General features: G+C 70.8%; 24 protein-coding genes, 1 pseudogene and 1 riboswitch. Of the genes and pseudogenes, 11 read left to right on the plus strand and 14 right to left on the minus strand.

What is annotated here, in order from left to right; genetic code table 11:
* The 4 genes and pseudogenes from M1105_RS14190 to metZ form a co-directional block, all read right to left on the minus strand.
* Positions 1 to 86: pseudogene (locus M1105_RS14190) on the minus strand (IS6 family transposase); the annotation flags it as partial.
* A gap of 134 nt (positions 87 to 220) precedes the next feature.
* Positions 221 to 394 (minus strand): excisionase family DNA-binding protein, encoded by a 174-nt coding sequence (locus tag M1105_RS14195; protein WP_249581036.1) that lies wholly within the window; start codon positions 392 to 394, stop codon positions 221 to 223.
* Positions 395 to 558: 164 nt separating this feature from the next.
* Entirely contained in the window at positions 559 to 1,740 is a 1,182-nt protein-coding gene (locus tag M1105_RS14200; RefSeq protein ID WP_249581037.1) for a tyrosine-type recombinase/integrase, read from the minus strand.
* A gap of 197 nt (positions 1,741 to 1,937) precedes the next feature.
* Positions 1,938 to 3,155 (minus strand): O-succinylhomoserine sulfhydrylase, encoded by a 1,218-nt coding sequence (metZ, locus tag M1105_RS14205; RefSeq protein ID WP_249581038.1) that lies wholly within the window; start codon positions 3,153 to 3,155, stop codon positions 1,938 to 1,940.
* A gap of 56 nt (positions 3,156 to 3,211) precedes the next feature.
* Positions 3,212 to 3,291, minus strand: a riboswitch (SAM riboswitch).
* 173 nt (positions 3,292 to 3,464) lie between these two features.
* Here metZ and M1105_RS14210 point away from each other — a divergent pair.
* The gene (locus M1105_RS14210; RefSeq protein ID WP_249581039.1) at positions 3,465 to 4,496 is read left to right on the plus strand and encodes a hypothetical protein; all 1,032 of its coding nucleotides are present in this window, start codon (positions 3,465 to 3,467) and stop codon (positions 4,494 to 4,496) included.
* A 78-nt stretch (positions 4,497 to 4,574) separates the two neighbouring features.
* Positions 4,575 to 5,267: a glutathione S-transferase N-terminal domain-containing protein gene (locus tag M1105_RS14215; RefSeq protein WP_249581040.1), complete on the plus strand. Its 693-nt coding sequence runs from the start codon at positions 4,575 to 4,577 to the stop codon at positions 5,265 to 5,267.
* A 260-nt stretch (positions 5,268 to 5,527) separates the two neighbouring features.
* Here M1105_RS14215 and M1105_RS14220 read toward each other — a convergent pair whose 3' ends face one another.
* The 3 genes from M1105_RS14220 to M1105_RS14230 all read right to left on the minus strand — a co-directional run bounded on the left by M1105_RS14220 (position 5,528) and on the right by M1105_RS14230 (position 7,824).
* The gene (locus M1105_RS14220; RefSeq protein WP_249581041.1) at positions 5,528 to 5,977 is read right to left on the minus strand and encodes a hypothetical protein; all 450 of its coding nucleotides are present in this window, start codon (positions 5,975 to 5,977) and stop codon (positions 5,528 to 5,530) included.
* Between the two features lie 159 nt (positions 5,978 to 6,136).
* A complete protein-coding gene (locus tag M1105_RS14225; RefSeq protein WP_249581042.1) occupies positions 6,137 to 6,916 on the minus strand; it encodes a TIGR02186 family protein in 780 nt (259 codons plus the stop codon).
* Positions 6,916 to 7,824: a sulfite exporter TauE/SafE family protein gene (locus M1105_RS14230; RefSeq protein WP_249581043.1), complete on the minus strand. Its 909-nt coding sequence runs from the start codon at positions 7,822 to 7,824 to the stop codon at positions 6,916 to 6,918. Before M1105_RS14230 ends, M1105_RS14225 begins: the two co-directional genes overlap by 1 nt.
* A 184-nt stretch (positions 7,825 to 8,008) precedes the next feature.
* Between M1105_RS14230 and M1105_RS14235 the strand changes: the two genes are divergently transcribed.
* On the plus strand, positions 8,009 to 8,260 hold the full coding sequence (locus M1105_RS14235) for a YdcH family protein (protein ID WP_249581044.1): 252 nt from the start codon (positions 8,009 to 8,011) through the stop codon (positions 8,258 to 8,260).
* 38 nt (positions 8,261 to 8,298) lie between these two features.
* On the opposite strand, the gene M1105_RS14240 is transcribed toward M1105_RS14235, so the two are convergent.
* Positions 8,299 to 10,908, minus strand: coding sequence for a mechanosensitive ion channel family protein (locus M1105_RS14240; protein WP_249581045.1), 2,610 nt, complete (start codon positions 10,906 to 10,908; stop codon positions 8,299 to 8,301).
* A 283-nt stretch (positions 10,909 to 11,191) separates the two neighbouring features.
* On the opposite strand from M1105_RS14240, the gene M1105_RS14245 reads away from it, so the two are divergent.
* The 6 genes from M1105_RS14245 (at position 11,192) to M1105_RS14270 (ending at position 17,306) form a co-directional block, all read left to right on the plus strand.
* Positions 11,192 to 12,415: a glycosyltransferase family protein gene (locus tag M1105_RS14245; RefSeq protein ID WP_249581046.1), complete on the plus strand. Its 1,224-nt coding sequence runs from the start codon at positions 11,192 to 11,194 to the stop codon at positions 12,413 to 12,415.
* Between the two features lie 6 nt (positions 12,416 to 12,421).
* Positions 12,422 to 13,657 (plus strand): glycosyltransferase family 4 protein, encoded by a 1,236-nt coding sequence (locus tag M1105_RS14250; RefSeq protein WP_249581047.1) that lies wholly within the window; start codon positions 12,422 to 12,424, stop codon positions 13,655 to 13,657.
* Positions 13,658 to 13,746: 89 nt separating this feature from the next.
* Positions 13,747 to 14,817, plus strand: coding sequence for a glycosyltransferase family 4 protein (locus M1105_RS14255; RefSeq protein WP_249581048.1), 1,071 nt, complete (start codon positions 13,747 to 13,749; stop codon positions 14,815 to 14,817).
* Positions 14,818 to 14,827: 10 nt separating this feature from the next.
* Entirely contained in the window at positions 14,828 to 15,460 is a 633-nt protein-coding gene (locus M1105_RS14260; RefSeq protein WP_249581049.1) for a histidine phosphatase family protein, read from the plus strand.
* On the plus strand, positions 15,457 to 16,599 hold the full coding sequence (locus M1105_RS14265) for a glycosyltransferase family protein (protein WP_249581050.1): 1,143 nt from the start codon (positions 15,457 to 15,459) through the stop codon (positions 16,597 to 16,599). The genes M1105_RS14260 and M1105_RS14265 overlap by 4 nt, the downstream gene beginning before the upstream one ends.
* Entirely contained in the window at positions 16,596 to 17,306 is a 711-nt protein-coding gene (locus M1105_RS14270) for a class I SAM-dependent methyltransferase (protein WP_249581051.1), read from the plus strand. Before M1105_RS14265 ends, M1105_RS14270 begins: the two co-directional genes overlap by 4 nt.
* 173 nt (positions 17,307 to 17,479) lie before the next feature.
* Here M1105_RS14270 and M1105_RS14275 read toward each other — a convergent pair whose 3' ends face one another.
* The 5 genes from M1105_RS14275 to M1105_RS14295 all read right to left on the minus strand — a co-directional run bounded on the left by M1105_RS14275 (position 17,480) and on the right by M1105_RS14295 (position 24,081).
* Complete coding sequence (locus M1105_RS14275) at positions 17,480 to 18,091, minus strand: HD domain-containing protein (protein ID WP_249581052.1); 612 nt, start codon at positions 18,089 to 18,091, stop codon at positions 17,480 to 17,482.
* A 72-nt stretch (positions 18,092 to 18,163) separates the two neighbouring features.
* Positions 18,164 to 19,306 (minus strand): ABC transporter permease, encoded by a 1,143-nt coding sequence (locus M1105_RS14280; RefSeq protein WP_249581053.1) that lies wholly within the window; start codon positions 19,304 to 19,306, stop codon positions 18,164 to 18,166.
* Between the two features lies 1 nt (position 19,307).
* Positions 19,308 to 20,333 (minus strand): ABC transporter permease, encoded by a 1,026-nt coding sequence (locus M1105_RS14285; RefSeq protein WP_249581054.1) that lies wholly within the window; start codon positions 20,331 to 20,333, stop codon positions 19,308 to 19,310.
* Positions 20,330 to 22,303 carry an ABC transporter substrate-binding protein gene (locus tag M1105_RS14290; RefSeq protein WP_249581055.1) on the minus strand — a complete coding sequence of 658 codons (1,974 nt, stop codon included), beginning with the start codon at positions 22,301 to 22,303 and terminating at the stop codon, positions 20,330 to 20,332. Before M1105_RS14290 ends, M1105_RS14285 begins: the two co-directional genes overlap by 4 nt.
* Positions 22,300 to 24,081 (minus strand): ABC transporter ATP-binding protein, encoded by a 1,782-nt coding sequence (locus M1105_RS14295; protein ID WP_249581056.1) that lies wholly within the window; start codon positions 24,079 to 24,081, stop codon positions 22,300 to 22,302. Before M1105_RS14295 ends, M1105_RS14290 begins: the two co-directional genes overlap by 4 nt.
* A 196-nt stretch (positions 24,082 to 24,277) precedes the next feature.
* Here M1105_RS14295 and M1105_RS14300 point away from each other — a divergent pair, with 196 nt between their 5' ends.
* Complete coding sequence (locus tag M1105_RS14300; protein ID WP_249581057.1) at positions 24,278 to 25,087, plus strand: FadR/GntR family transcriptional regulator; 810 nt, start codon at positions 24,278 to 24,280, stop codon at positions 25,085 to 25,087.
* A 158-nt stretch (positions 25,088 to 25,245) separates the two neighbouring features.
* Positions 25,246 to 25,494, plus strand: a complete 249-nt coding sequence (locus M1105_RS14305; RefSeq protein WP_249581058.1) for a hypothetical protein — start codon at positions 25,246 to 25,248, stop codon at positions 25,492 to 25,494.
* Positions 25,495 to 25,515: 21 nt separating this feature from the next.
* Here M1105_RS14305 and M1105_RS14310 read toward each other — a convergent pair whose 3' ends face one another.
* On the minus strand, positions 25,516 to 25,914 hold the full coding sequence (locus M1105_RS14310) for an ACT domain-containing protein (protein WP_249581059.1): 399 nt from the start codon (positions 25,912 to 25,914) through the stop codon (positions 25,516 to 25,518).
* Between the last annotated feature and the right edge of the window lies 1 nt (position 25,915).

The following is a 25,915-nucleotide window of genomic DNA, read 5'->3' on the forward strand; positions in this document are numbered from 1 at the left end:
TTCCGCAGCGATAGCGGGAAACGGACGTAGAGCATGACCGCCAGGCGGATGATCTCGGGTGACGTTTTGAAGTAGCGGACGGGGGTTGGGTTTGCTCATGCCACGAGGGTAGGGAGGCGGCTATTCCGCCTCAAGCCAAGTTCCTTTGACATTGCCTTCAGCAGGCTTGAACTGAATTCGAGAGCCCCGGCGTTCGCAGCGTCGGGGCTTTTCGCTTTCGTCACGCCGCCTCGCCCGAACGGATGCGCTCAAGTTCCTCGCGCGGAATTCGGATGCACTGTCGCGCGACCCGGTAGGCCCGAATGTGACGGTCCTTGATACCGCGGCGGACGGTCATTTGGCTCACGCCAAGAATTTTGGCGAATTCAGAAATAGTGAAGTCGGGCTTTTCCATCGGTTGCTCCATCGTTTCGGCGCGAATTGTTGCGCTTCGACAATTATTGGGCACCGCGAGAATCTCTGGCAACAACCGATTGCCCCAATCCCATCTCGAATTCTGCAAACTTTCTGCTAAGTTGTTGTCAAGAAAAGAACTCTACTTAACAACTTTTTGAGAATCTATCGAATAGCCACCACATCCGCCGCCACCGGCACCACGAAGCGGCCCCACCGCGCCAGAGCCTCGCGGCGTTCTTCCAGCACGTCGGCCCTGCGATAGGCCCGCACGGTCTGGCTGCCGACCACATGCGCTAGAACCATCTCGGCCACCTCGCCGCGCACGCCGCCGCGTTCCTCGGCCCAGTCGCGGAAGGCGCTGCGGAACCCGTGAGCATCGGCATCGGCCCGCAGCCCCTTGACCACCCGTTGCAGGCTTGTGGGATGCGTCGGGCGCGCCGGGTTATTAGGGCTGGGAAAGGGGAATTTGCCCGACAGCCTCCGCACGCCGTCCAGCACCGCCAGGGCCTCGGCCGAGAGAGGCACCACATGCTCGCGCCGCGCCTTCATCCGTTCGGCCGGAATGCGCCACAGCCGCGCGTCGAGGTCGATTTCCTCCCACGTCGCGCCCGCAGCCTCTGCCGGTCGGACAGCGGTCAGTATCTGGAATTGCAATGCCCGCGCCGCGATTTTGTCCACCGCCCGCAAATCGGCGAAGAAGTCCGGCACGTCACCCCATGCGAGCGCGCGCCTGTGGGCCGTTTTGTGCTTGACGCTGGCGAGCCCCCGCTCAATTCCGGCGCAGGGGTTGACGCCCTCGCGCAGCCCCGCAACCGTCGCCCAGTCGAACACCTGCGCCAGACGCTGCCGCACCAGCCGCGCGGTCGGGGGCTTGTCCACCCAGATAGGGCCGAGAACCCGCAGGATATCGCCCTGCGTGATGCTGGCCACAGGCAGCGCACCGATTACCGCGAAAGCGTGCTGTTCGAGAGATGCAATCCAGCTTCGAGCATGCGCCGGGGTCGCGCGTCCTTCGACCTGTTCCGCATGCACCTGCCGCGCCGCTTCGGCAAAGGTGGTCAATGCCCGCTTGTCGCGGTCGCGTTCCTCGCGCGGGTCGCCTCCGGCAAAGGCAACGCGGCCCCATTCGAGCGCTGTCGCCCGCGCCGCGCTCAGGCTTACCTTGTCAACCGGGCCGATGCCGATTTCGCGCCGCCGTCCGCGCACCACGCCGCGCCAGACCCACGACCTCGCCTTGCCGCCGTTGCTCACGTAGATATACAGCCCGCCGCCGAGCGCGCGGCGCCCGTCCTCGGGATTGGCAAGCTCCGTCTTCGATAAATCCCGATAAACCCGCTTCGGCATGTCGCGCTCTTTCCGCCATAAATCACACCTGTACGTTTGCGCACAGTTGAGAACGGTTGAAAAGCGCTGAAATGCGAATTCGGCTAAACCATCTGGAATTAAAGAAAAAATGAGCAAGGCCGGGCCAGGCTGATAACGTGGACACCATTTCGAATGGTAAATACGCCAGTCCGGCGATGGCGCCCGGCACAGGCGCATCATACCCGCGCGAGCGCCTGGTCGATGTCCTCCTTCAGGTCCTCCGGGTCCTCGAGACCGACCGAGAGCCGCACCAGCCCGGGCGTGATCCCAAGCCGTCCGCGGGCCTCCTCGCTCAGCCGCTGATGCGTGGTTGTCGCGGGATGCGTGACCAGGCTCTTGGCGTCGCCCAGGTTGTTCGAAATCGCGATAACCTGAAGGGCGTTCAGGAAGCGGAACGCGCCGGGCTGGCCGCCCGCGACCTCGAACGACACGATCTGCCCCGGCCGTTCCATCTGGCGGGCCGCCAGGTCGTGCTGCGGATGGTCCGCAAGTCCCGGATACAGCACCCGGCCCAGCGGCGCACCCTCGCGCGCGCGCCCCGCGAGATGCCGCGCCAGCTGTTCGGCCCCGTCGGTCTGCGCCTGCACCCGCACCGCCATCGTCTCGAGCGACTTCAGCATCACCCAGGCGTTGAACGGGCTCAGCGCCGGGCCCGTGTGCTTGACGAAGGGCTCGACCTCGTCGCGGATGAAGCGCTCCGATCCGCAGATCACGCCGCCAAGGCAGCGGCCCTGCCCGTCGATATGCTTGGTGGCCGAATAGACGACCACGTCGGCGCCCAGCGCCAGCGGACGCTGGAACAGCGGCGTCGCGAAGACATTGTCCACCACCAGCCGCGCGCCCCACTCATGGCCGATCGCCGCGATCGCCGCGATGTCGGCGATCTCGAGCGTCGGGTTCGAGGGGCTTTCGAGGAACAGGAGCCGGGTCTCGGGCCGCATCGCCGCGCGCCACTGCGCAAGGTCGACCCCGTCGACGAGCGTGACCTCGACGCCGAAGCGCGGGCACAGCGTCTCGACGATGTAGAGGCACGAGCCGAACAGCGCGCGCGCCGCCACCACGTGATCGCCCGCCTTGAGCTGGCACATCAGCGCCGCATGCACCGCCGCCATGCCCGAGGCGGTGGCGAACGCCGCCTCGGCGCCCTCAAGCGCGGCGATGCGGTCCTCGAACATCGCCACCGTGGGATTGCCGTAGCGGGCATAGATGAACCCTTCCTCGCCCGGCGCAAGCTCGCCCTTGAAGCGGGCCTCGGCGGCCTCGGCGCTGGGGTAGACGAAGCCCTGCGTCAGGAACAGCGCCTCCGACGTCTCGCCATACTGGCTGCGGCGGGCGCCCTCGTGGACGAGGCGGGTGCGGGCGCGCAATCCTGCGCGAGGAGCATCTTGGGTCATGCGGTCTTCCGGGAATCCCCGTCCTTCCGTGCTCGCGGACCGGACGGATGGAGGGCGCCCGGCGCCCCCCGACCTCTTTAGCGGTTTCTTTTCCGTGGCCCGCAAGCCGGTCCGACAAATCGCCACGCAGATCCGCCGATAGAGGATGACCGGACCCCGGTCAAGCGCCCTCGCGCAACGGCTGCCCGCCGTCCGCACCGCGCGTTACCACCGCGTCATCCGTCCGTCATCAAGATGTTGGGGAGGAAGGGTAGAACGACCGCAAGATCCCAGAGGGGGCGACACAGCTCCCGCGGCGTCGAGGCAGAGATGGCAATCGTTCGGGTGAACGCGACCCGCACCGGACAGGTGCTGTCGGCTGAGGGCGGGACGGGCTGGGCCGCGGCCCTTGACGCCGCCCTCGGCCAGGTGCCGCCCGGCGCGCCCGTCACGGTCCTCGTCCATGGCTATCGCTTCTCGTGGCGGCGGGCGGGCGGGACGCGCGAGACCTGCGCGCAGTCGCTGCTCTACTGCGCCGACGAGATCGCGCCCTCCGCCCGCCTGCGTCCCGTGCGCGCCGACTGGCCCGCGCGCCTCGGCTTCACCGAGACCGGGCGGGGCGAGGGGCTCTGCATCGCCTTCGGCTGGGACGCGCGCCGCGGGCGGCTTCGCAGCCTGCTGATGCGGGGCGCCAACGATTTCTCGCTGGTCTATCGTGGTGCCGAGGGCGCGGGGCGCGGGCTCGCGCAGGTGCTCGGACGGGTCGCGGCGCTCAGACCGGACCTGCGGCCGGGACTGTTCACCCACAGCCTCGGCGCGCGAGTCGCGCTCGCCGCGGTGCGGTGCAGGCCCGACCTCGCGCTCGGCCGCGTGGTAATGCTCGCCGCGGCCGAGTATGCGGGCGAGGCGCGGGCCGCGCTCGACGCCCAGCGCCGCGCCGGCGGCACGGCCGAGTTCCTCAACGCCACGAGCCGCGCAAACGGGCTCTATGATCTTCTGTTCGCGGTCTTCGCCCCGGGGCCCGCGCGGATGGGCGACCGTCCGCTCGGCTGGACGGGCCTTGGCGCCCCGCATCCGCGCTGGCGTGACCTCCGGCTGGACTGCCCCCGGACACTGGCATGGCTCGACGCCCGCAGCCCGGCCCCGATCCGCCGCCCGCCACAGTTCTCGCACTGGCATTTCTATGCCGATCCGGGCGCGATGACGCTGTGGCGCGCGGTGGTCCGCGGCGAGCCCGGTTTCGAGGCACTGCCGGCCCCGCAGATCGAGGCCCCCCGCCGGCTGTGGCCGGGACTGCCGCACGCGCTCGCCCGCCCCGCTGCCGCAATGGCGCCCGAGACCGCGCACCTCGCGCCGACGTGAGCCCCCTTGCCGGGGCCGCGCGCAGCACGCATCTAGAGGCCTCGCCCGGTTTTCACACAGGTGAACGAGGAGATCGAGATGACCGCGCCGATCGAGCTGTATTACTGGCCCACGCCGAATGGCTGGAAGATTTCCATCGCGCTCGAGGAGATGGGACTGCCTTACGAGGTGAAGTACATCAACATCGGCAAGGGCGAGCAGTTCGACCCGGCATTCCTGAAGATCGCCCCGAACAACCGCATGCCGGCGATCGTGGATCCCGACGGGCCCGACGGCCGGCCGATCTCGATCTTCGAATCGGGCGCGATCCTGCAATATCTGGCCCGCAAGACCGGACGCTTCTATGGCTCGTCCGAGCGCGAGCGCGTCGAGATCGAACAGTGGCTGATGTGGCAGATGGGGGGCGTCGGCCCGATGGCGGGGCAGGCGCATCACTTCCTCAACTACGCGCCCGAGGACCTGCCCTATGCCAAGAAGCGCTACACGGACGAGGTCAACCGCCTCTATGGCGTGCTGAACCGGCGGCTTGCCGACCGCGAGTATGTGGCGGGCGCCTATTCGATCGCCGACATGGCGATCTGGCCATGGGCACAGGGCTGGAGCCGGCAGAACCAGGACATCGCCGACTTTCCGCACATGGCGGCCTGGCTCGAGCGGATCTGGAATCGCCCGGCGGTCCGGACCGGCAAGAAGCTGGGCGAGGAAAAGCGCATGAACCTCGCCGACGACAAGGAGGCCCAGAAGGTCCTGTTCGGCCAGCGCGCGCGCTGAGCCGCGGCACCAGGGGCCCACGAAGAAGGGGCGTCAGCGGCCGTGCCGGCTGACGCCCAAGGTCGAGAGGTCTCACAAGGAACACACGTGGCCGTCTTGAGCGCCTGGCCGGCAGACAGCTTGGGACAGGTTCGGCTGGGCGCCCGGGACAGGATCAGGATGGCCGAATCGCGTCCCGCGATGCTGTGACCTTTGTCACAGGGCCGCGGCGCAAGCTGCCCCGGGTCGGACCCGGATCGGACGGCCGCCCCCCGCCGGCCTCATTCATTGAGGCTGGCGAGGCGGGTCGCCCCCGACGAGGTCACAGCGCCCACGCGCGCGGCAGGGAGTGGCGCGACCTGTTCGAAGGCGACCTCGACGTCGCCGCCGCGCCGGGTGAAGCTGAAGCGCTCGCGCATTCCGTTCCCGTCGCCGCCATCCATCATGACGGCGTGCCGTTGCCCGTCGCTCAGGCCGAGCGAGGCGCGCAGAACCTCGCGGCCGAGGCTGCCACCGCTCATCAGCACGGTGAGGGAGACCGATCCGCCCCGGTACTCGTAGAAGGCGACGACGCGCGTGCGCAGGCCGCGCAACTCGATCGTCTGCCCGGCGTCGTGGAGCACTGCCACCGTGCGGCCGGCATCGCCCTGCCCTCCGGCGGGGCCGGCATCGGCGCCGGATGCGATGGCAAGCGACGCGGCAAGAAGCAGTCCCGAAAACAATCTCGACATGACACGCACTCTGTTCACACGAACGACGTACTGCAACCTTAGCGCGAATTTCCCTTTCTGCCCAGCGCACCCTTGATCGCGCCGCAACTGTGCCCTGAAAATGGTTTAGATCGTCCGAACACGAGATTTGGTGCGCCATTCCGGGACGGACACAAGCCGTCAGGGGAAGGCGACCCGGAACAGCGCGGACGCGGCCCAACCGGCCACCAGCGCCACAACCACGGATAGAACGCCGTAAAGCGCGCTGCGCTTGTGCGCCATCTCGTCCACCCAGTGCTCGAGCCCGACCTTTCGCACCGCGATTGAGGTCTCGAACGAGTCGATCACCTCGCGGTCGCGGGTGAGGAAGATGCGGGCGCGGTAATCGCCCTCGACCAGCTGGGCGGGAAGTTGGAGGCGTGTCTGGAACAGCGTCTCCTCGGCGACCGTGACGCCGCCGATCTGCTCGTAGTAGACGCCCCGATTGCGCTGGAGGCGCACCACGGCGTCGAGATACTCGTCGCGCTGCTCGCCCAGCCATCGCGGCGCGTCGACCAGGCGGATCACCTGGCCCAGCCCCTTCAGCCCGACGCCATAGCGCAGATCCGCGGTCGCGCTCAGCACATCCTCGAGCGGCCGCGTCGTCGAGACGGCGTAGAAGCTCGGGGCCGCATCGACGAACAGGCCCGGCCCGTTCACCCAGACCCCGAACTCGCGCGTCTTGCGCCGCACGATGACCGGCGCCGAGGGCCCGGTCACCGCGATCACCACGTCGAGCGGCGCCCCCTGCGGGATCGGTGCCTCGCGCTTCACGGCGCCGTAGATGAAGATCTCGGACCCCGAGAACCAGGTCGTGATCGAGACGCGCGTCTGGCTCAGCCCGGCCACGACCTGCTCGGCCGCGGCGCGCAGCGGAAGCAGCATCAGCGCCGCGGCGAGGACGAGCCCGGCCGCCCGCATCACCTCGGCCCCGCGAGGCTGAAGAGCTCGTCCGGCGTGCGCACGAGGTCGACGGCGAGCTTGAGGCAGACGATCAGCACCAGCACGGACAGTGCGATCCGCAGCTCCTCGGCGCGCAGCCGCGGGCTCAGGCGCGCGCCGACCTGCGCGCCGAGCACGCCGCCGACGATCAGCACGATCGCGAGCAGCGCATCCACCGTCTGGTTCATGACGGCATGGAGCATCGTGGTGAAGGCCGCGACGAACAGGATCTGAAAGAGTGAGGTTCCCACCACCACCGAGGTCGCCATGCCGAGGATGTAGATCATCGCCGGCACCATGATGAAGCCACCGCCGACGCCCATCACCGCCGCCAAGACCCCCACCAGCATGCCGACGGCGAAGGGCGGGATGGCGCTGATGTAGAGGTTGGATTGCCGGAATCGCATCTTCAGCGGCAGGCCGTGAACCCAGTGATGGCGCCGCACCCGCCGCGCCGTGCCACGCCGCGTGCGCCGGCGCGCCTGGATGCTCTCGGCCAGCATCAGCGCGCCGACGATGCCGAGGAAGACGACATAGCAGAGCGAGACGAAGATCTCGACATGCCCCAGCCGCCGGAGCCAGGCGAAGAGCTGGACCCCGATGCCCGAGCCGACGATGCCGCCGGCCAGCAGCACCAGGCCCATCCGGATGTCGACCGTCCGCCGCCGCCAGTGCGTGAGCACGCCCGAGAACGAGGCCGCCGCCACCTGATTCGTGCCGGTCGCGACCGCGACCGCCGGAGGGATGCCGATGAAGATCAGCAGCGGCGTGATCAGGAAGCCCCCACCCACGCCGAACAGGCCCGAGAGCACCCCGACGCCACCACCGAGGCCGAGCAGAAGAAAGACGTTCACGGACACTTCCGCGATTGGCAGATAGATGTTCATCCGCTCCCCGTCGCCTCGATGTTCCGGTTTACCGCAGTGCGGCGTAACGGCCAAGGACCACGTCGGCACCGAGCATCGGGCCAGCGCGAGCTGCGCAGGTTTTCTTGATCTCGCGCAAGGCCCTGCCGTGGTCCCGCCGCTAGTCTCGGCGGCGATCCGCCAGACATGTCGAGGGAGCACGACGATGACGCATACGCCGCACGAGCTGAGCGAGGCCTTCCCGCAGGACGCCGCGACGATCCACGCGCTGAAGGCGCAGGATGCGCACTTCGCGCGGATGGCCGACGAGTATCACCGGCTCAACCGCATCATCCACCGCGCCGAGACCGACATCGAGCCCGTGGCCGACTTCACCCTCGAGGACATGAAGAAGGAGCGTCTGCGCCTGCTCGACGCGATCGGGTCGCAGATCCGCAGCGCGACAGCCGCCGGCTGAGCCATGTCCGCCGGCGCGCGGGCGTGCGACACGGGCGCTCAGCGGTCGTCGATCGGGCCATGCGTGCCGGTGGCCAGGGCTCCGGTGTCGGCAATGTCGATGGCCGCGCGCGCCGCGGCGCCGGCGGCGTGGCGCTCGTCGGCAGAAAGCTCGTGCCCCTGCGGCAGGTTGGGGATGCGGACGGTGACCTCGCGATGGGCGAAATGGATGCCCTCGCGCTCGAACAGGTCGCGGATGTCCTGGTAGACCCGCTTGCGCACCACCCACTGGTCGCCCGGCCGGGTCATGAACTTGACCCGGACGATCATCGCCGAGTCCTCCATCTGGATCACGCCCTGGCTCTTGAGCGGCTGCAGGAACTTGTCGCCGATCGTCGGGTCGTCCAGCAGCTCCTGCCCCAGCTTCTTGACCAGCTTGCGGACCTTCTCGACATCGGTGTCGTAGGTCAGCCGCAACGGCAGCTTCATCATCACCCAGTCGCGCGAGAAATTGGTGAGGTGGGTGATCTCGCCGAAGGGGATGGTGTGCAGCGCCCCCAGGTGATGGCGAAGCTGGAACGAGCGGACCGAGATCTTCTCGACCGTGCCCTTGACCTCGCCGACATCGATGTACTCGCCCTTGCGGAAGGCGTCGTCGATCAGGAAGAACGCGCCCGAGATGATGTCGCGCACCAGCGTCTGGGCGCCGAAGCCGATCGCGAGGCCGACGATGCCGGCACCGGCGAACAGGGGCGCCACGTTGACCCCGAGCTCGATCGCGGCGAGGAGCGCAACGCTGACCGCGATCACCGTCAGGATCGAGTTGCGCACCAGCGGCAGCAGCGTCGCGAGGCGGCTGGCACCCACGCCCCCGCCCTCGCCGTCGAGCGGGGTCGCGGGCAGGTCGTCGCCCCCCTCCTCGGCGATCTTCTGATCGAGCCAGATCCTGGTCGCGTGGAACACGATGTAGCCGACCAGCAAGACGTCGATCAGGCTCTCCGCCATCCCGAAGGCCGCGCTCTCGGTGACGAAGGCGCCGAGGCCCCAGTATTGCAGCAGCACATAGGCCGCCGTGCCCACGGCGAGCAGGCTCGCCATCCGGCGCGCGAGATCCTCCATGGTACGCATGCCGGGTCCCGCGGGCAGCGGGGGCATCGGCGGCGGCACGGCCTCGCCGTCCGCCTCGGCGCCGGACTCGGGCGTCAACGCCGGACTGCCCCGGGGCGGCACGGGCGGGGCGAGGCGCAGCCGTGCGGTGCCGCCCTCCTCGTCGCCGTCGGCGTCCATGTCGGCGGTGTCGCCGAAGAAGGCATCGTCGCGGATCGCCGCCGCCCGCACCGTCGCGTCGGCGCGATCCTCGGCCATGCGGCGCTCCTCGGCGGCGCGGTTCAGCGCGCGGATGCGGCGCTGGCGCTCGAACACGCGCTCGATGGCATACATGATCGCGCCATAGACCACGATGCCCGCGATCAGCACGAAGTAGGGCACCATGATGCGCCCCGGCCCGGCGTCGATCCCCATGACCAGCCGGAACCCGAGATCGGCCCAACTCGCGATCAGGTACAAGACCGCGACAGGCGCCCAGAGCGACGCGGCGACCCGCGTGATCCAGCTCACCTCGGCGCGCGGCCGGCCCGAGAGGATGATCCGCCCGACGGCCGCCGCGTTCGCCCGGATTGTGACCAGCAGGAGGACGACGGTCACCAGCGTCGCCACGAGCGTCACGAGCACGTGCGGCTCGCGCGGCAGGCCCAACTCCTCGACCCAGAAGCAGAAGGCCGCGCCGACGACGCCGGTGACGCTGGCCGCGTTCACCGACATGTAGAGCCGCCGCGCCTCGCCGTCGCCGATCGGCGGCAGACGGTACTCGGGCAGGTAGGGGGCCAGCACCATGCGCCACAGAACGTTGATCATGTTCAGCGCGGCATAGGTGGCGAACACCGTGAGCACGGTAAGGTTCGTCGCCACGTGTTCCTCGTAGAAGATCAGCCCCACCAGCGACGCGATGACGAGGAGCGCCACGAGCCCGACGAGGCCCAGCAGGACGCGGTTCATCAGCACTGGCAGCTTATCGGTGAAGCCCACCGGGTCGGCGCGCTGCATGCGCACGAAGACCGGGCGCGCGACGAACATGTAGTAGAGCTCGACCACCGCCCGCCCGAGCACGAGCAGCAGGGCCGCAAAGACCGCGATCCCGAGGAAGTAGATCGGCCGCCCGGTCGGGCTTGCCGCGGCCAGGGTCGTGCCGATCTCGCCGAAGGCGTGCGGCGCGCGGACGAGGATGGCGATCAGCCGCGCCCGGAAGATGCCCACGAAGGTCTCGGTCCGGTCGAGCACGCCGCGCGCCCCGAATGTCTCGGGCGTCACGGCGGCGTTGGCGACGCGGGCATAGTCCGTCGCGCTCGGCGCGGCGGCCGGGTCGAAGGGCCGCACCGGCAGGGATTGCAGCGGCGGGCGCGGGTCGGGCAGGACGGGCGGCGCCTGCCGCGCGCTCTGCGCCTCCTGCGCGGGCGTCTTGCCGCCGAGGATCTCGCTCAGCTCGAAGAGCTGCGCCCCGGCGGGCTGCGGGGTCAGCGTCGCGGCAGCCAGAAGGACCGCGAGGACCAGCGCGACGAGCGCCCATCCGCGGCCCGGCCGGGCTCCGTCACGCCTTTTTCCGCTTCGCGTCATGTCGTTGCGCATCCCATCCTGCCGGCCAACCGTGCCTGCGCCGGCCCCGCGGCAATGCGGCACAGGCACCACCGTAATCTCTCAACCTAGCGCAACCTCGCTCGCGCCGCATCGTCCGCTCGCGCGATCGTGGCGGAATGTAACGCGGCGCGAGCACGCCCTTCCGGCGGTCCGCCAGCGCCACTCGCGCCGGCGCGTCGCTGTCGCGGAGGGTATTCGGGGCTTGCTGCGGCGCGCAAGATATTGCAAGGCTTCCGAAGGATCCCGTTGGCGGGGGATGATGATGACCGGCTTTGGCTCCCCTTCCTTCGGGTCGCCCGCGCCGCGGACGCTGCTCTACAGCCACGACACATTCGGTCTGGGTCACCTGCGGCGATCGCGGACGATCGCCAGCGCCCTGATCGACGCGCATGCAGCCTCCTCCGCGCTCATCGTCACCGGCTCGCCCATCGCCGGTCGCTTCGACTTCCCCGAGCGGGTCGACCATGTCCGCCTGCCGGGGGTGATCAAGCTGTCCGACGGCAGCTATACCTCGTCGTCGCTCGCCATCGACATCGACCACATGACCAGCCTCAGGGGCGCGATCATCGAGGCGGCGGCGCGCGAGTTCGCGCCCGACCTCCTGATCGTCGACAAGGAGCCGTGGGGCTTCCGTGGCGAGCTTGCCTCGACCCTCGACTTGATGCGCGCGCGCGGCACCCGGGTCGTGCTGGGCGTGCGCGACGTGCTCGACGACGAGGATCTGCTCGCCGCCGAATGGGCGCGCAAGGGCGCGATCGACGCGATCGAGCGCTATTACGACGAGATCTGGGTCTACGGGATGCCGCAGCTGTGCCGCCCGCTCGACGGGCTCGGCCTCTCGGCCCGGATGCGCGAGCGGATCGTCTACACCGGCTACCTGCGCCGCGAGGTGCCGGAATGGCCGGCCGAGCCGGACGGCGAGGTGCCCGCCCAGCCCTACCTGCTGGTCACCACCGGGGGCGGCGGCGACGGAAGCGAACTGGTCGACTGGGTGATCCGCGCCTACGAGCGTGACCGCGCGCTCGACCTGCCCGCGCTGATCGTCTACGGCCCCTTCATGAAGGCCACCGACCGAGCGGCCTTCGACGCGCGCATCGCACGGCTTGGCGAGCGGGTGACGGCGATGGCCTTCCATGCCCGGCTCGAGCGCCTGCTCGCGAACGCCGCGGGCGTCGTCGCCATGGGTGGCTACAACACCTTCTGCGAGATCCTGTCGATGGACCGCCCGGCGATCATCGCGCCGCGCACCCGCCCCCGGCGCGAGCAGTACATCCGGGCCCGCGCGGCCGAGCGCCTCGGCCTCGTGCGCATGCTCGAGCCGGGACGCGACGGCCATGCCGCGGCCACCATGGCCGACGCGATCCGCGCCCTCGCCCACCAGCCGCCGCCGTCCTCGGTGCGGATTCCCGGGCTACTCTCGGGTCTCGAGACCATCGTCGAGCGCGCACGCGGCGAGGCGCCGCATCTCGTTTCGGTCGGCGGGTAAGGCGCCATGGCGGCACCGCTCGCGGTGGTCCTCAAGGGCTATCCGCGCCTCTCCGAGACCTTCATCGCGCAGGAGCTCGCCGCGCTCGAGGCGCGCGGCCACGAGTTCGAGATCTGGTCGCTGCGCCAGCCCTATGACGACCGCATCCACCCGATCCACGAGCAGATCCGCGCGCGGCGACGCTATCTGCCCGAATACCTCTGGCGCGAGCCGCTGCGGGTGCTGCGCTCGGTCACCGTCGCGGCGGGCCAGCGCGGCTTTCGCAAGGCGCTCGGCATCTGGCTGCGCGACCTTGCGCGCGATCTCAGCGCGAACCGCGTCCGCCGCTTCGGGCAGGCCTGCGTGCTGGCCGCGGAACTCCCGCGCTCGACGCGCTTCATCTACGCACATTTCCTGCACACGCCCGCCTCGGTCGCGCGCTATGCCGCGCTGATCCGCGGCATCGGCTGGGGCTTTTCGGCCCATGCCAAGGACATCTGGACGATCCCCGACTGGGAGAAGCGCGAGAAGATCGCGGCCGCCCGCTTCGGCGTCACCTGCACCCGCGCGGGGGCCGAGCATCTGGCCGGGCTCGACGCTGGCGGGCAGGTGGTCGGGGACGGCAAGATCGGGCTCGTTTATCACGGCCTCGACCTCGGGCGCTTTCCGCCGCCGCCCGACATCCGCCCGCACCGCCAACGCTTCAACCTGCTCTCGGTCGGGCGGCTGGTAGAGAAGAAGGGCTATGACGACCTGATCGAGGCGCTCGCGGAGCTTCCCGCGGGCCTCGAATGGCACCTGGTGCATATCGGCGGCGGCAAGCTCGAGCGCGAGCTACGCGCCCGCGCGCGGGCGGCCGGCATCGACGCGCGGATCGAGTGGCGCGGCAAGCGCGACCAGACCGAGGTGATCGACGCCATGCGCCGCGCCGATCTCTTCGTCCTGCCCTCGAAGATCGCGGGCGACGGCGATCGCGACGGCCTGCCGAACGTGCTGATGGAGGCGGCGAGCCAGAAGCTGCCGATCCTGTCGACGGCGATCGCGGCCATCCCCGAGTTCATCGAGGACGGGGCGCAGGGCCGGCTTGTGCCGCCGGCCGACCCGGCGGCCTTGCGCGCGGCGATCCTCGAGCTCGCGGCCGATCCGGGCCTGCGCCGGCGCCTCGCGGACGCCGCCCACCGCCGGCTGATCGCCGAGTTCGGGATGGAGGCTGGCATCCGCCGCATCGACCGGGCGCTGCGCGCCGCGCTCGCGGGCGCGTGAGGCCGGGCGGGATGCCTGCCGCGCCCGACGCCGCCACTCCCCCCGCCGTCGCTGCGCGGCGGCGCCCCCGGGTGGCCTTCCATGCCCCGATGAAGCCACCCGATCACCCGACCCCCTCGGGCGACCGCCAGATCGCCCGCCTCACCCTGCGCGCGCTCGAGGCCGCGGGCTTCGAGCCCATCGTGGCGAGCCGTCTGCGCAGCCTCGACATGGCCGGGGACCCGGCCGCGCAGGACCGGCTGATACGCGAGGCCGAGGCCGAGGTGGCGCGCATCCGCGCCGCGCGGGGTCCTCGGCCGTCGCTGTGGTTCACCTATCACTGCTACTGGAAGGCCCCCGACCTGATCGGCCCCGCCGCGGCACGGGCGCTCGGCATCCCCTATGTCATCTCCGAGCCCTCGCTTTCGCCGCGGCGCCGCGATGGCCCCTGGGCCAGCTTCGCCGCCGCGGCCGAGCGCGCCATCGCGGCCGCCGATCTCCTGTTCTGGACCACCGCCCGCGACCGTCCGGCGCTCGAGGCGGCCGGCTGCGGGCCGCGCATGGTCCATCTCCCCGCCTTCGTCGACACGGGGCCCGCGCCCGATCCCCGCCCGGCCGCGACGCCGCTGCGCCTGCTGACCGTCGCCATGATGCGCGACGGCGACAAGGCCGCGAGCTACCGGCGCCTGGCTGCGGCGCTCGATGCGCTCGGGCCGGAGGACGACTGGACGCTCGACGTCATCGGCGATGGCCCCGCGCGGGCCGAGGTTGCGTCCCTCCTCGCCCCCTTCGGTGCGCGGGTGCGCCTCCTCGGCCCGTGCGATCCCGCCGCCATCCGGCCTGCGATGGAGGCCGCCGACCTCCTTCTCTGGCCGGGCGTCGGCGAGGGCGTGGGTCTCGTCTGGCTCGAGGCGCAGGCGGCGGGGCTGCCGGTCGTGGCCGAGGACGGCCCCGCGGCGCGCGCAGCCCTCGCCCCCGCGCTGCAGCCGCTGCCGCCACCCGGCGACGCGGCGGCAATGGCAGGCGCGATCCGCGTCGCGGCGACCCGCCGGGCCGAACTTGGCCGCGCCGTGCGCGCGCATGCCGAGGCGCGGCACAGCCTCGCATCGGCAGCCGCCATCCTGCACGACACCCTGCTGCCGCTCGCCAACCCCTCGACACCGCCCCCCTCGGGGCGCTAGAGGCCGATCCATGACGCGCATCGCCCTGATCCGCCACTTCCCCACCGACTGGAACCTCGAGGCGCGCCTGCAGGGCCGCACCGACCGGCCGCTGACGCCCGAGGCGCGCGAAACCCTCGCCGCGCTCGCGCTCCCGCCGGACTGGGCCGGTGCCGCCATCGTCGCAAGCCCGCTGAGCCGCGCGGCCGAGACCGCGATGCTCTTGGCCGGGGGGCGCAGGGTCCGGCTCGAGCCGCGCCTCGTCGAGATCTCGTGGGGGCTTTGGGAGGGGCAGCGCTCGGCCGACCTGCTCGCCGACCCGGCGTCGGGCTTCCGGCCGACCCACGAGTTCGGCTGGCGCGACAAGCCCCCCGGCGGCGAGAGCGCGGCCGATGCCTGGGAGCGCGTGCGCCCCGCGCTCGCCCGGATCGCGGCGGCGAGCGCGCCAGCCGTCGTCGTCTGCCACAAGGCGCTGATGCGGATGATCCTCGGGCTCGCCTGGAACTGGCGCCACCCCGACGGCGGCGTGCCCACCATCAAGCGCGCGCGGCTCTACCCTCTGACGCTGCGGCCCGACGGCCACCCGGCCGAACCGGGCGAGCCGATCCGCCTCGTCCCGCGCGCTGCAGAAGTCACCGCCCCGGCGGCTGGGGCCACGCCGTGACGCGGGTCCTTTTCCTCGTCTCGCACCTCGCGGGCAGCGGGCATCTCGTGCGCATCCTCGCGCTTGCCCGCGCGGTCACGGCGGCCGGGGCGGTCGCGCGCGTGGTCTCGGGCGGGCGGCCTCTCGGCCATATCGGCCGGGCCGGCGTAGACCTCGTGCAGATCCCGCCGCTCGCGGTCCGCGATCTCGACTTCTCGCGCCTGTTGGCCCCCGATGGCGAGCCAGCCGATGCGGCCTTCATGGCGACGCGGGGCGCAGCGATCGCCGCCGCGATCCATGCCTTCCGGCCCGACGCGCTGGTCACCGAGACCTTCCCCCTGGGGCGGCGCAGCCTCGCGGCCGAGTTCGAGGCGGCGATCTCGGCGGCCCGCCGCGTCGTACCGCGCGTCGCGGTGTTGGCCTCGGTGCGCGACGTGCCCGAGCCGCCCTCGGCGCCCGACCGCCTCGCGGCGGCGGCGGATCGGCTGAGGACGCTCTACGACCGGCTGATCGTGCATGGCGATGCGGGCTTCCTGCCGCTTTCGGCGACCTGGCCGCTCCCGGCAGATCTTGCGGCGATGACCGCCCATGCAGGCTATGTGGCCGAGCCAGCGGCCCCCGCGGAGGCCCCGGCGCCGGATGGCGAGGTGCTGGTCTCGGCCGGCGGCGGCGACCGCGGGCGGGGGCTGCTGTCGATGGCGGCGCAGGCCGCGAAGGGCTCGCGCCTGCGCTGGCGCCTGCTGGTCGGCGGTGCCGATGCGGCGACCGAGGCGTCAGCCCTCGCGGCGCGGTATCCCGCGCCCAACCTCGCCGTCGAGCCCGCGCGGGCCGACTACCGCGCCCGGCTCGCGCGGGCGGCGGTGTCGGTAAGCCTCGCCGGCTACAACACCGTGACCGACCTCGCGCCACTCGCGACGCCCGCGATCCTCGTCCCCGACGAGACGGCGGGCGAGCGCGAGCAGGCGATCCGGGCGGCGGCGCTGGCGGGGCTTCCGGGGGTCGCCGTGCGCCCGCTCGCGGGGCTTGCGCCCGGGGATCTCGCCGCGCTCGCCGAGGCGATGGCGGGCCGCCCGCGGCCGCCGCTGCCGCTCGCGCTCGACGGTGCCGCTCGGGCGGCGGTGCTGATCCTCGAGACCGCCCGCCGGAAGGCCGCGGCATGACCGGACCGCGCCGGATCCATGACGTCGAGGGGCTCAATGCCCGGCTGCAGGCGGTCACGCAGCGCGTCCGCGTCGACCTGCGCTACCTGCACGACGACCGCAGCCGCGAGCATGTCGCCCGCTCGGTGCAAGGGATGTCGCGCGTGCTCGACCTCGGCGGCGGGATGCGGGGCGCGCTGGCGGGCTTCGGCGGCGAGGTCGAGACGCTCGACCTCAACGACATCGACGCCGCGTCCGAGAACCTGTCCCGGCCCGACATCCTCGGCGACGTCTGCTCGCCCTTCCCGGGCTGGATGGCCGGGCGCTACGACGCGGTGATCGCCCTCGCGCTCCTCGAGCATGTTTACGACCCGGCCGCCGCGGTCGCGAATTTCCGCACGAGCCTGCGCCCCGGCGGGCGGCTGTTCCTGTACGTGCCGTGGATGTGGCGCTACCACGCGCCCAAGGACCTCGTGTTCCAGGACTACCAGCGGCTCAGCCGGGATGGCATGGCCTACCTGCTGCGCGACTTCGACGAGGTCACGCTCTACCCGATCCGGGGGAAGTACTCGGCCATCCTCAACATGCTGAAGTTCTGGAAGCCGGTGATCGAGCGGCGTTTTGGCGGGCGGATCAACCGGCTCCTCGACGCGCGCGTCTCGGACTGGCGCAACACGGTGCAGGCCTCGGGCTATTTCGCCGAAGCCGTGCGGCCGGACGCTGCGTGAAAGGGCCAAGCTTTCACGCGTGAGCGCCATGTCGGGCGATTGACGGGATCAGGCATTGAGACACCCCCCGTGCGCGGATCGCGCACGGCCGTGGCGCGCGCGCCACGGAGAGGCGCGGCCCCCTCGATGGGGGGCGCGGCTCTGCCCCGGGCGTGCAGGCCGGGCGGTACGCCTCAGGCGGGCGGCGGAAGGCCGCGCGCGACGCCGGGCTGGGTGATCGCGGGATCCCATGCCTTGCGGGCGAAAACCGCGCGGACCTCGGCCTCGAAGCTCTCCAGCGGGTCCGACCGATAGGCGGGGTCGAAACTCGACTGGTCCCAGCGCTCGCAGAAATCGACGCAGGCGCGGTAATGCGGGCTGCCCGCGTATTTCTGCCGCAACTCGCGATCCCAGCCATAGTGATGCGCGTAGTAATACATCTGGAAGATGCCGTGATGCTCGACCACCCAGGTCACCTCCTCGCGCAGGAAGGGGCGCAGGATCTCGGCGGCGAAGCGGTCATGGTTCTGCGGCGCCAGCCCGTCGCCGATGTCGTGCAGGAGCGCCGCCACCACCCAGTCGATATCCGCGCCGTCGCGCCGCGCCCTAGTCGCCGCCTGCAGCCCATGTTCCAGCCGGGTGATGCGGTAGCCGGGCGGCGTCTCCTCGCCCTGCCGCGCAAGCTCGCGCAGCAGCCGATCGGCGGTGCCCGCGAGATGCGGCGCCTCGAGCTCGTGCAACAGCTCGTACTCCTCGCGGGTGCCGTCCTTCATCTGCGTGAAGGACACCCGGCGCTGATCGGTCATCCCGTCGCCCTCCGTTCACCGGGCACTTCCGCGCCCCGCCGCCGCGCGCTGCCGGAGCCCCCGGCCGCCCGCTCACGAATAGGGGTCGAGCGCATCCCTCAGCGCGTCGCCCACGAAGCTGAAGGCCAGCACGGCGAAGATCACCGGCGCCATCGGCGCGAGCAGCCAGGGATAGATCTCGACCGCGCTCAGGTTCAGCGCGTCGTTCAGCATCATGCCCCAGCTCACCGCCGGCGGGCGCAGGCCGAGGCCGAGGAACGACAGCGCCGTCTCGCCCAGGATCATCGCCGGGATCGACAGCGAGGCCGAGGCGATCAGGTGGCTCATGAAGTTCGGCATCATGTGCCGCCAGATGATGCGCGAGGGCCTTGCCCCCATAAGCTCGGCCGCTCGCACGTAATCCTCCTCGCGCAGCGCGAGGAACTTCGAGCGCACCGCGCGCGCAAGCCCCGGCCAGTCGAGCAGCCCGAGGATCACCGAGATCATCACGAAAACCGAGACCGGCCCCCAGTTCACCGGCACCGCCGCTGAGAGCGCGAGCCAGATCGGGAGTTCCGGCAGGCTGCGGAAGATCTCGATCGCGCGGCTGACGATCGAGTCGCACCAGCCGCCGAAATAGCCCGCGAGCCCGCCAAGGATCAGCCCGATGGCAAAGCTGACCGCGACGCCGATCAGCCCCACCGTCATCGACAGGCGCGCACCGTGGATCATGCGGCTGAACATGTCGCGCCCCAGCCGGTCCGAGCCGAACAGGAACAGCTCTCCCTCCTCGGGCGGGCAGAGGATGCGGAAGCGTCCCTCGATGAAGCCGAACAGGTGATAGGTCTCGCCGCAGACAGTCAGCACCGGCACGGGCAGCGGGCGAGTGGTGTCGGTCACCCGTTTCACGAGGCCCGTGTCCATGTCGTAGACCGTCGCCGTCGCATAGGTGTGGAGCCCGACGAAGGCCCCCTCGTGGAACAGGTAGAGCGCCTGCGGCGGCGCGTAGATGTTGTCCTCGTCGAAGTCGTTCGGGTTGTAGGGCGCGAGAACCTCGACGAAGGGCAGCAGCGCGTATCCCAGCGCGAGGATGATCAGGCACACGACCCCCAGCCGGTGGCGCCGGAAGCGGCGCCAGACCAGCACCCGCGTCGGCGCGTCGAGATCGGCGCGGTCCAGCGCCTGGCGGTCGGCCTCGGCGTCGTGGCTGCGGTCGGGGGCGACGTAGTGATCCATCTCAGGCCCCCTCGCGCCCGGCGAGGCGGATGCGCGGGTCGAGCACCGCGAGAAGGATGTCCGAGATCAGCATCCCCAGCAGCGTCAGCCCCGAGACGAACAGCAGCACGAAGCCCGACATGAAGATGTCCTGGCTGCGCAGGCTCTGCAGCAGGATCGGCCCCAGCGTCGGAAGGCTCATCACCACCGAGATCATCACCGAGCCCGAGACGAGCTGCGGCGCGAGGTTGCCGATATCGGCGACGAAGGGATTGAGCGCCATGCGCAGGGGATAGCGCACCACCCGCGTGACCGGGGGCACGCCCTTGGCCTTGGCGGTCTCGACATAGGGCTTGTTCAGCTCGTCCATCAGGTTTGCGCGAAGCCGGCGCATGACCGCCGCCGCCGCCGAGGTGCCGATCACGATGGTCGGCACGATCAGGTGCGTGAGGATCGAGACGAACTTGCCCCAGCTCATCGGCTCGCCCTCGTATTCGCGCGCCATCAGCCCGCCGATGGGGATGTCGAAATGGCGCGCACCGTAGAAAAGCATGATGAGCGCGAGCAGGAAGTTGGGCGTCGCAAGGCCGATATAGCCGACCAGCGAGGCGAGGTAGTCGATCCAGGTGTTCGCCCGCACGGCGGCGATGGTCCCAAGCGGCAGGGCCACCAGGTAGACGAACATCAGCGCCGCGAGGTTGACGATCACGGTGAGCCCCGCCGTCTCGCCCACCACCTCGGCGACCGGGCGGCCAAGCTCGAAGGACCAGCCCAGGTTGCCTTGCAGGAGGCCGTTGAAGCCGTTCGGGCCGGGGGCGAAGCCGACCCAGATCAGGTACTGCTCCCACAGCGGGCGGTCGAGCGAGTGCTCGCGGATCAGGGCGGCGGCGCGCTCGATCCCGGCGGCCTCGCCCGAGCTGCGCATCTCGGCGATCTGGTTGGTGACATAGTTGCCGGGCGGCAGGTTGATGATGATGAACACCAACGCCGATATCGCCACCAGCGTCAGCAGCATCGTGACGGTCCGGCGCAGCAGGAAACGCATCATGGGCGGGTGCCCTGCGCGAGGCTGCCCTCGTCATGCGCGTCGAACCAGAACTCGTCCATCCGGTGGATACCGAGTTGCGCGCCGGGGTCCCAGGCATAGAGCGCATCGTGCGGCACGTTGCGCAGGCGCCGGTCGGCCACCACCGGCAGCGGCGCGCGCGAGATGATGCCGATGCAGAACACCTGGTCGGCGTGGATCTCCAGCATCTCGCGCCACGCGGCCGAGCGGGTGTCGTCGTCGGTCGCGGTCGACCATTTCTCGAACAGCTCGAGCAGGCGCATCGCCTCGGGCAGATCGACCGGCTCGCCCGCCGCGCCCTTGGTCTGGAAATACTGCCCCCATTTCGGCCAGGTGAAGTTGGCCTGGTCGACCGGTGCAAGCTCGAAGGGCGGCGCGTCGGGCGTGGGCACGCCGTTGTTCCAGCCGTACCAGGCGACCATCATGCTGAGCCCCGCATAGGCGCGGTTGCGCAGGATGTCGCGGTCCAGCGCCTTGACCAGCAGGCGGATGCCGGCGCGCTTCCAGGTCTCGGCGACGATCTGCAGCGCGTCGGTCTCCTCGCGCCGCTCGCCCGCGGTCTCGATCACGATCTCCATCGGGCGCCCGTCGGGCAGCAGGCGGATGCCGGCGGAGTTGCGCGCGTCGAGCCCCATCTCGTCGAGCAGACGGTTCGCCTCGTCGAGGTCGAAATCCGCCCATGCCTGGGCGAGGACGGGATCGAAGAAGGGGCTTTCCTCGAGCGCGGCCAGCGCGCGCTCCTCGGCGAGACCGAAATAGAGCACCTTGTTGATCGCCTTGCGGCTGATCGCGAGGCTGATCGCCCGGCGGAAGCGCACGTCGCGGAACACCGCGCGCCAGACCGGGTCGGCATAGGTGAGATTCGGGTAGATCGCCACCTCGGACGCGGTGCCCGAGCGCCACAGGTGGGTGACGTAGCCGCCAGCCGCCTCGTTCTTCTTCAGCACCGGCGCGTCCGAGAAGCCCAGCGAGCGGACCTGGAGGTCGGCCTCGCCCAGCGTTGCCTTTGCCGGGATCAGGCCGCCCGCCGCGACCTCGAGCTCGATCGAGTCGAGATAGGGAAGCTGGCGGCCATTCGTGTCGACCCGGTGATAGTAGGGATTGCGTGCGAGCACGTAGCGCTGGTTGTTCCGGTCGCTCGAATTTACCCAGGGCTGCAGGACCGGAAGCTCCGGGTTGTCGAAGTTGTAGAGGTCGTCCATCCGGTTGTGGAGCTGCGCCCAGTTGCGCGCCTTGGATTCAGCGACCAGCGCCCCGAGTGCGGCGGGATCGGCGTAGGCCGCGTGGAACTGCTTCACGTAATGCGCCGGGCGGTAGATGTAGAGCGGCCGCGCCTGCGCCAGCGCGGGCAGCAGGCGCGGGTTGGGCGCGGGCCAGGTGAAGCGGATGCGCGTCTCGTCCAGCACCTCGACCACCGGCGGCTCGCCGCCCACCAGCATCTCGACCGGCGGGCCGGCGGGGCTGAGCTCGGGGTTGAGGGCCACGTCCTCCCACCAGTAGCGGAAATCCTCGGTGGTGAAGGGATGGCCGTCGGACCAGCGGTGGCCGGGGCGCAGGACCAGCGTGTAGCTGCGCCCGTCCTCGCCGATCTCGACCGCCTTCAGGATGTCCGGCTCGAGCTCGTAGCGCTCGTTGTAGCCCACCAGCCGCGCGTAGCCCCAGGCCGCCATGTAGCGCACATCCTTGGCGCGGGTCACGAACATGCGGATCATGCCGCCATGCACGCCCGGCTTGCGGTCCTTGGCGGCGAGGTCCACGACCTTGGGCTCGGCCGGCAGGCGCGAGGCGACCGGCGGCAGCGCGCCCTCCGCCACCGGCTCGGCGAAATCGGGGGTCTCGATCGCGGCGCGGGCCGGCGGGGTCGAGACCGCGAGCAGGCAGGCCAGCGCAAGCGACGCCAGCACGGGCCAAAGCGTCCGAATTCGATGCAGCATCGTCGGCTCCACGCTCATGCCGCCCTCCGCACGCGGTGTCCGGGCGCCACCTCGACCAGCTCCGGCGCCGTCTCGCCCGCATATCCGAAGGGCTCGGGCCAGGTGTCCGGCTCGCCAGCGCCCGCGGCGACGGCGGCGAGGTCGAGCCGGCGGTGCATGTCGGGCTCGGGGCTCGCCGCGATCAGGGCGCGGGTGTAGGGGTGGCGCGGGTCGTTGAAGATGCAGTCGGGCGCGCCTTCCTCGACCACGCGGCCACGGCGCATCACCATCACGTGGTCGGCCAGCGCCGCGACCACCGCGAGATTGTGGCTGATGAACAGGTAGGACAGCCCCATCTCGGCGCCGAGTTCGAGCATCAGTTCCAGCACCTCGGCCTGCACCGAGACGTCGAGCGCCGAGGTCGGCTCGTCGAGCACCAGCAGCTCGGGCTCCAGCGCGAGCGCCCGGGCGATGGCGATGCGCTGGCGCTGGCCGCCCGAGAAGGCGTGCGGGAATCGGCCCAGATGATCGGGGCTGAGCCCAACCCGCGCCATAAGCGCCGCCGCCTGCTCGCGCCGCTCGGCGCGGGTGCCGATGTCGTGGACCACCAACGGCTCGGTCAGGATGTCCTGCACCGACATGCGGGGGCTGAGTGCGGCGAAGGGGTCCTGGAACACCATCTGCGCCTTGCGGCGGAACTCGGTCAGCCGGGTGCCCGACAGGCTGGCCACGTCCATCGGCTGCCCCTCGCGCGGGTCGAAGCGGATGGTCGCGCCGGGGTCGGGCCGCTCGGCCCGCAGCACGAGCTTGGCCACGGTCGACTTGCCCGAGCCCGATTCGCCCACCACCGCGACCGTCCGGCCACGCTCGAGCCGCATCGCGAAATTGCTGAGCGCATGCACCGGCGCGGCCGCGCGGCCGAACCCGCGCCGCCGTCCCGGATAGGTCTTGGACAGCCCCTCGACGAACAGGATGTCGTCGCGCGCGGGTGGGGCGTGGACCGCGATCGCATCCGGCACGCGGGGCGCCGCGGCGATCAGGCGGCGGGTATAGGCGTGGCCGGGCGTCGTAAGCACGTCGGCGGCCGGCCCGCGCTCGACCACCGCGCCGCGGCGCAGCACCACCACGTCATCGGCCATGTTGGCGACCACGCCCAGATCATGGGTGATCAGGAGCGTCGCCAGCCCGTGGTCGCGCGACACACGGCGCAGGAGGTCGAGCACGACCGCCTGCGTGGTCACGTCGAGCGCGGTCGTAGGCTCGTCGGCAATCACCAGCCGGGGCGCCCCGATCATCGCCATGGCGATCATCGCGCGCTGGCGCAAGCCGCCCGACAGCTCGAAGGGATAGGCGGAATAGGCGCGCTCGGCGTCGGGGCAGCCAACCTCGGCCAGCATGGCGAGCGAGCGCCGCCGCGCCTCTGCCGCATTGCACAAGCCGTGCACGCGCAGCACCTCCGAGATCTGCGCGCCCACCGTGTGGAGCGCCGAGAAGGCGCTCATCGGCTCCTGGAAGATCATCGAGACCTGGGCGCCGCGAATCTGGCGCAGGGCCGCCGGTGACTGGCGAAGCACGTCGATCGGACCGTCGGGCCGGTCGAGCAGCACACGCCCCCGGCTGACCCGCGCGCCGCGCGGCAGCAGGCCCATCACCGCCTTGCCCGTCAGGGTCTTGCCCGAGCCGGATTCGCCCACCAGCGCCAGCATGCGCCCGGGATGAAGCTCGAAGGAGACGTCGCTGACCACCTCGATCGAGGCCCCGGGCAATCCGAAGCAGATCGACAGGCCTTCCACTTTCAGAAGCGGAGTTTGACGCATGACGCTCCCCACGCTCGATGTGCCGATTGTGCAGGCGGCGACAAGCAAGGCAAGCCCGTTTCTGGGCAGGAAGCACGGGCGCAGCATTGTTGCGCCTGCGAAGGCCGCTGCCCCGTGCAGCGCGTATCACGGCGCTTTTCAAGCGGCCGAGGACCGCGCTATGGTCAACCCGCCTGACCACAGGGAGCCTTCCGGAATGCCATTCCGTCCGATCTCGTCCGACCGCATCTCGTCGGCGATCGTGCGCCAGATCGAGGAACTGGTTCTGCAGGGAGTGCTGCGCCCCGGCGACCGGCTGCCGGCCGAGCGCGAGCTGGCCGAGCAGCTCGACGTCTCGCGTCCCACCCTGCGCGAGGCGCTGGCCGAGCTGGACGAGCGCGGCCTGGTGGTGGCGCGACCGGGCGGGGGCACCTTCATCGCCGACGTTCTGGGCTCGGCCTTCGCGCCGCCGCTGATCGAGCTGTTCGCCACGCACGACACGGCGCTGTTCGACTACATCGCCTTCCGCCGCGACCTCGAGGGGCTGGCAGCCGAGCGCGCGGCGGTCAACGCGACCGAGGCCGATCTTGCCACCATCGCGTCGGTGTTCGCGCGGATGGAGGAGGCCGCTGGCAAGCGCAGCCCCGACGAGGCGGCGGCGCTCGATGCCGAGTTCCACATGTCGGTGGTCGAGGCCGCGCACAACGTGGTCATGCTGCACATGATGCGCTCGCTCTATTCGCTTCTGGTGCAGGGCGTGTTCTACAACCGCAACATCGTCTATGGCGTGCGCAAGGGGCGCGACATGCTGCTGGAGCAGCACTGCGCCATCCGCGACGCGGTGCTGGCGCGCAACCCGCGCGCGGCGCGCCGGGCGGTCGAGGAGCACATGGACTATGTCGCCGCCGCCCTGCGCGAGGCCGACCGGATGCGCACGCGCGAGGAGATCGCGGCACTGAGGAACCGTCACGAGCAGATGCGCGCCGCGAAGCCCCGCAAGGCCCGGCAGAACGGCAACGGGGCCTGAACCTCGACACGCCTTCGCGCCGCGGCGGACCCGCGCGACGGAACCCGCCCCCTGTCATCGTTGTTTTTACAGAGAGCCTGCGCCTCGCTGCCCATGGAGCAACGGTCGCGGGGATAGCTCGGCATCAGGCCGGGACGCGAACACGATGGAGGCACGTCATGAGGCACAATCAGGCGGTTCCACTCCTTGCGCTCGCCCTTGTCGCGGGCCTTGCGGCCTGCGGCGAGACCCGGACCGAGCGCGGCCTGACCGGCGGCGCGATCGGCGCCGGCGCTGGCGCGGTCGGCGGCGCGCTGGTCGGCGGAAGCCCCGCCGGCGGCGCGCTGATCGGCGGCGCCGTGGGCGCTGCGACGGGCGCTCTGACCGACCCGGACGACATCAACCTGGGCAGGCCCTTCTGGGAGTGAGGCCGGACCGCAAGAGCCCGCTCAGGGCCGGGCGAGGGCGGCGAGCGCCGCCATCGCCTCGGCCCGGCGCTCCCAAGGCACGAAAACATGGTCGTGGTGGAAGGCCGCGACCATGTTGGCGCTGATGCCGCGCGCCGCGAGCTCGGCGGCGACGGCCGCCGTGAGGCCCACGGCCTCGAGCGCGGAGTGCACGCACAGCGTGATCCGCGCCCAGCCGGGGCGATGGGCCAGCCCGGCCGCGGCAAGCGCCGGGGCCGGCGCGATCAGCGTGGTCCCCTCGGACTCGGCGAAGGTCCCAAGCGGCACGACGCCGGGCGGCGGGGGTGTGCCGGGCGCAAGCGTCGCGAAGCCGTATTCCACCGGGTCGAGCGCGGGCGCGAGGCTCCGCAGCAGCACCGCGAGGTTGCGCTCACCGCTCATG

The organism is Thermohalobaculum sediminis, from assembly GCF_023487995.1.
Lineage (GTDB): Bacteria > Pseudomonadota > Alphaproteobacteria > Rhodobacterales > Rhodobacteraceae > Thermohalobaculum > Thermohalobaculum sediminis.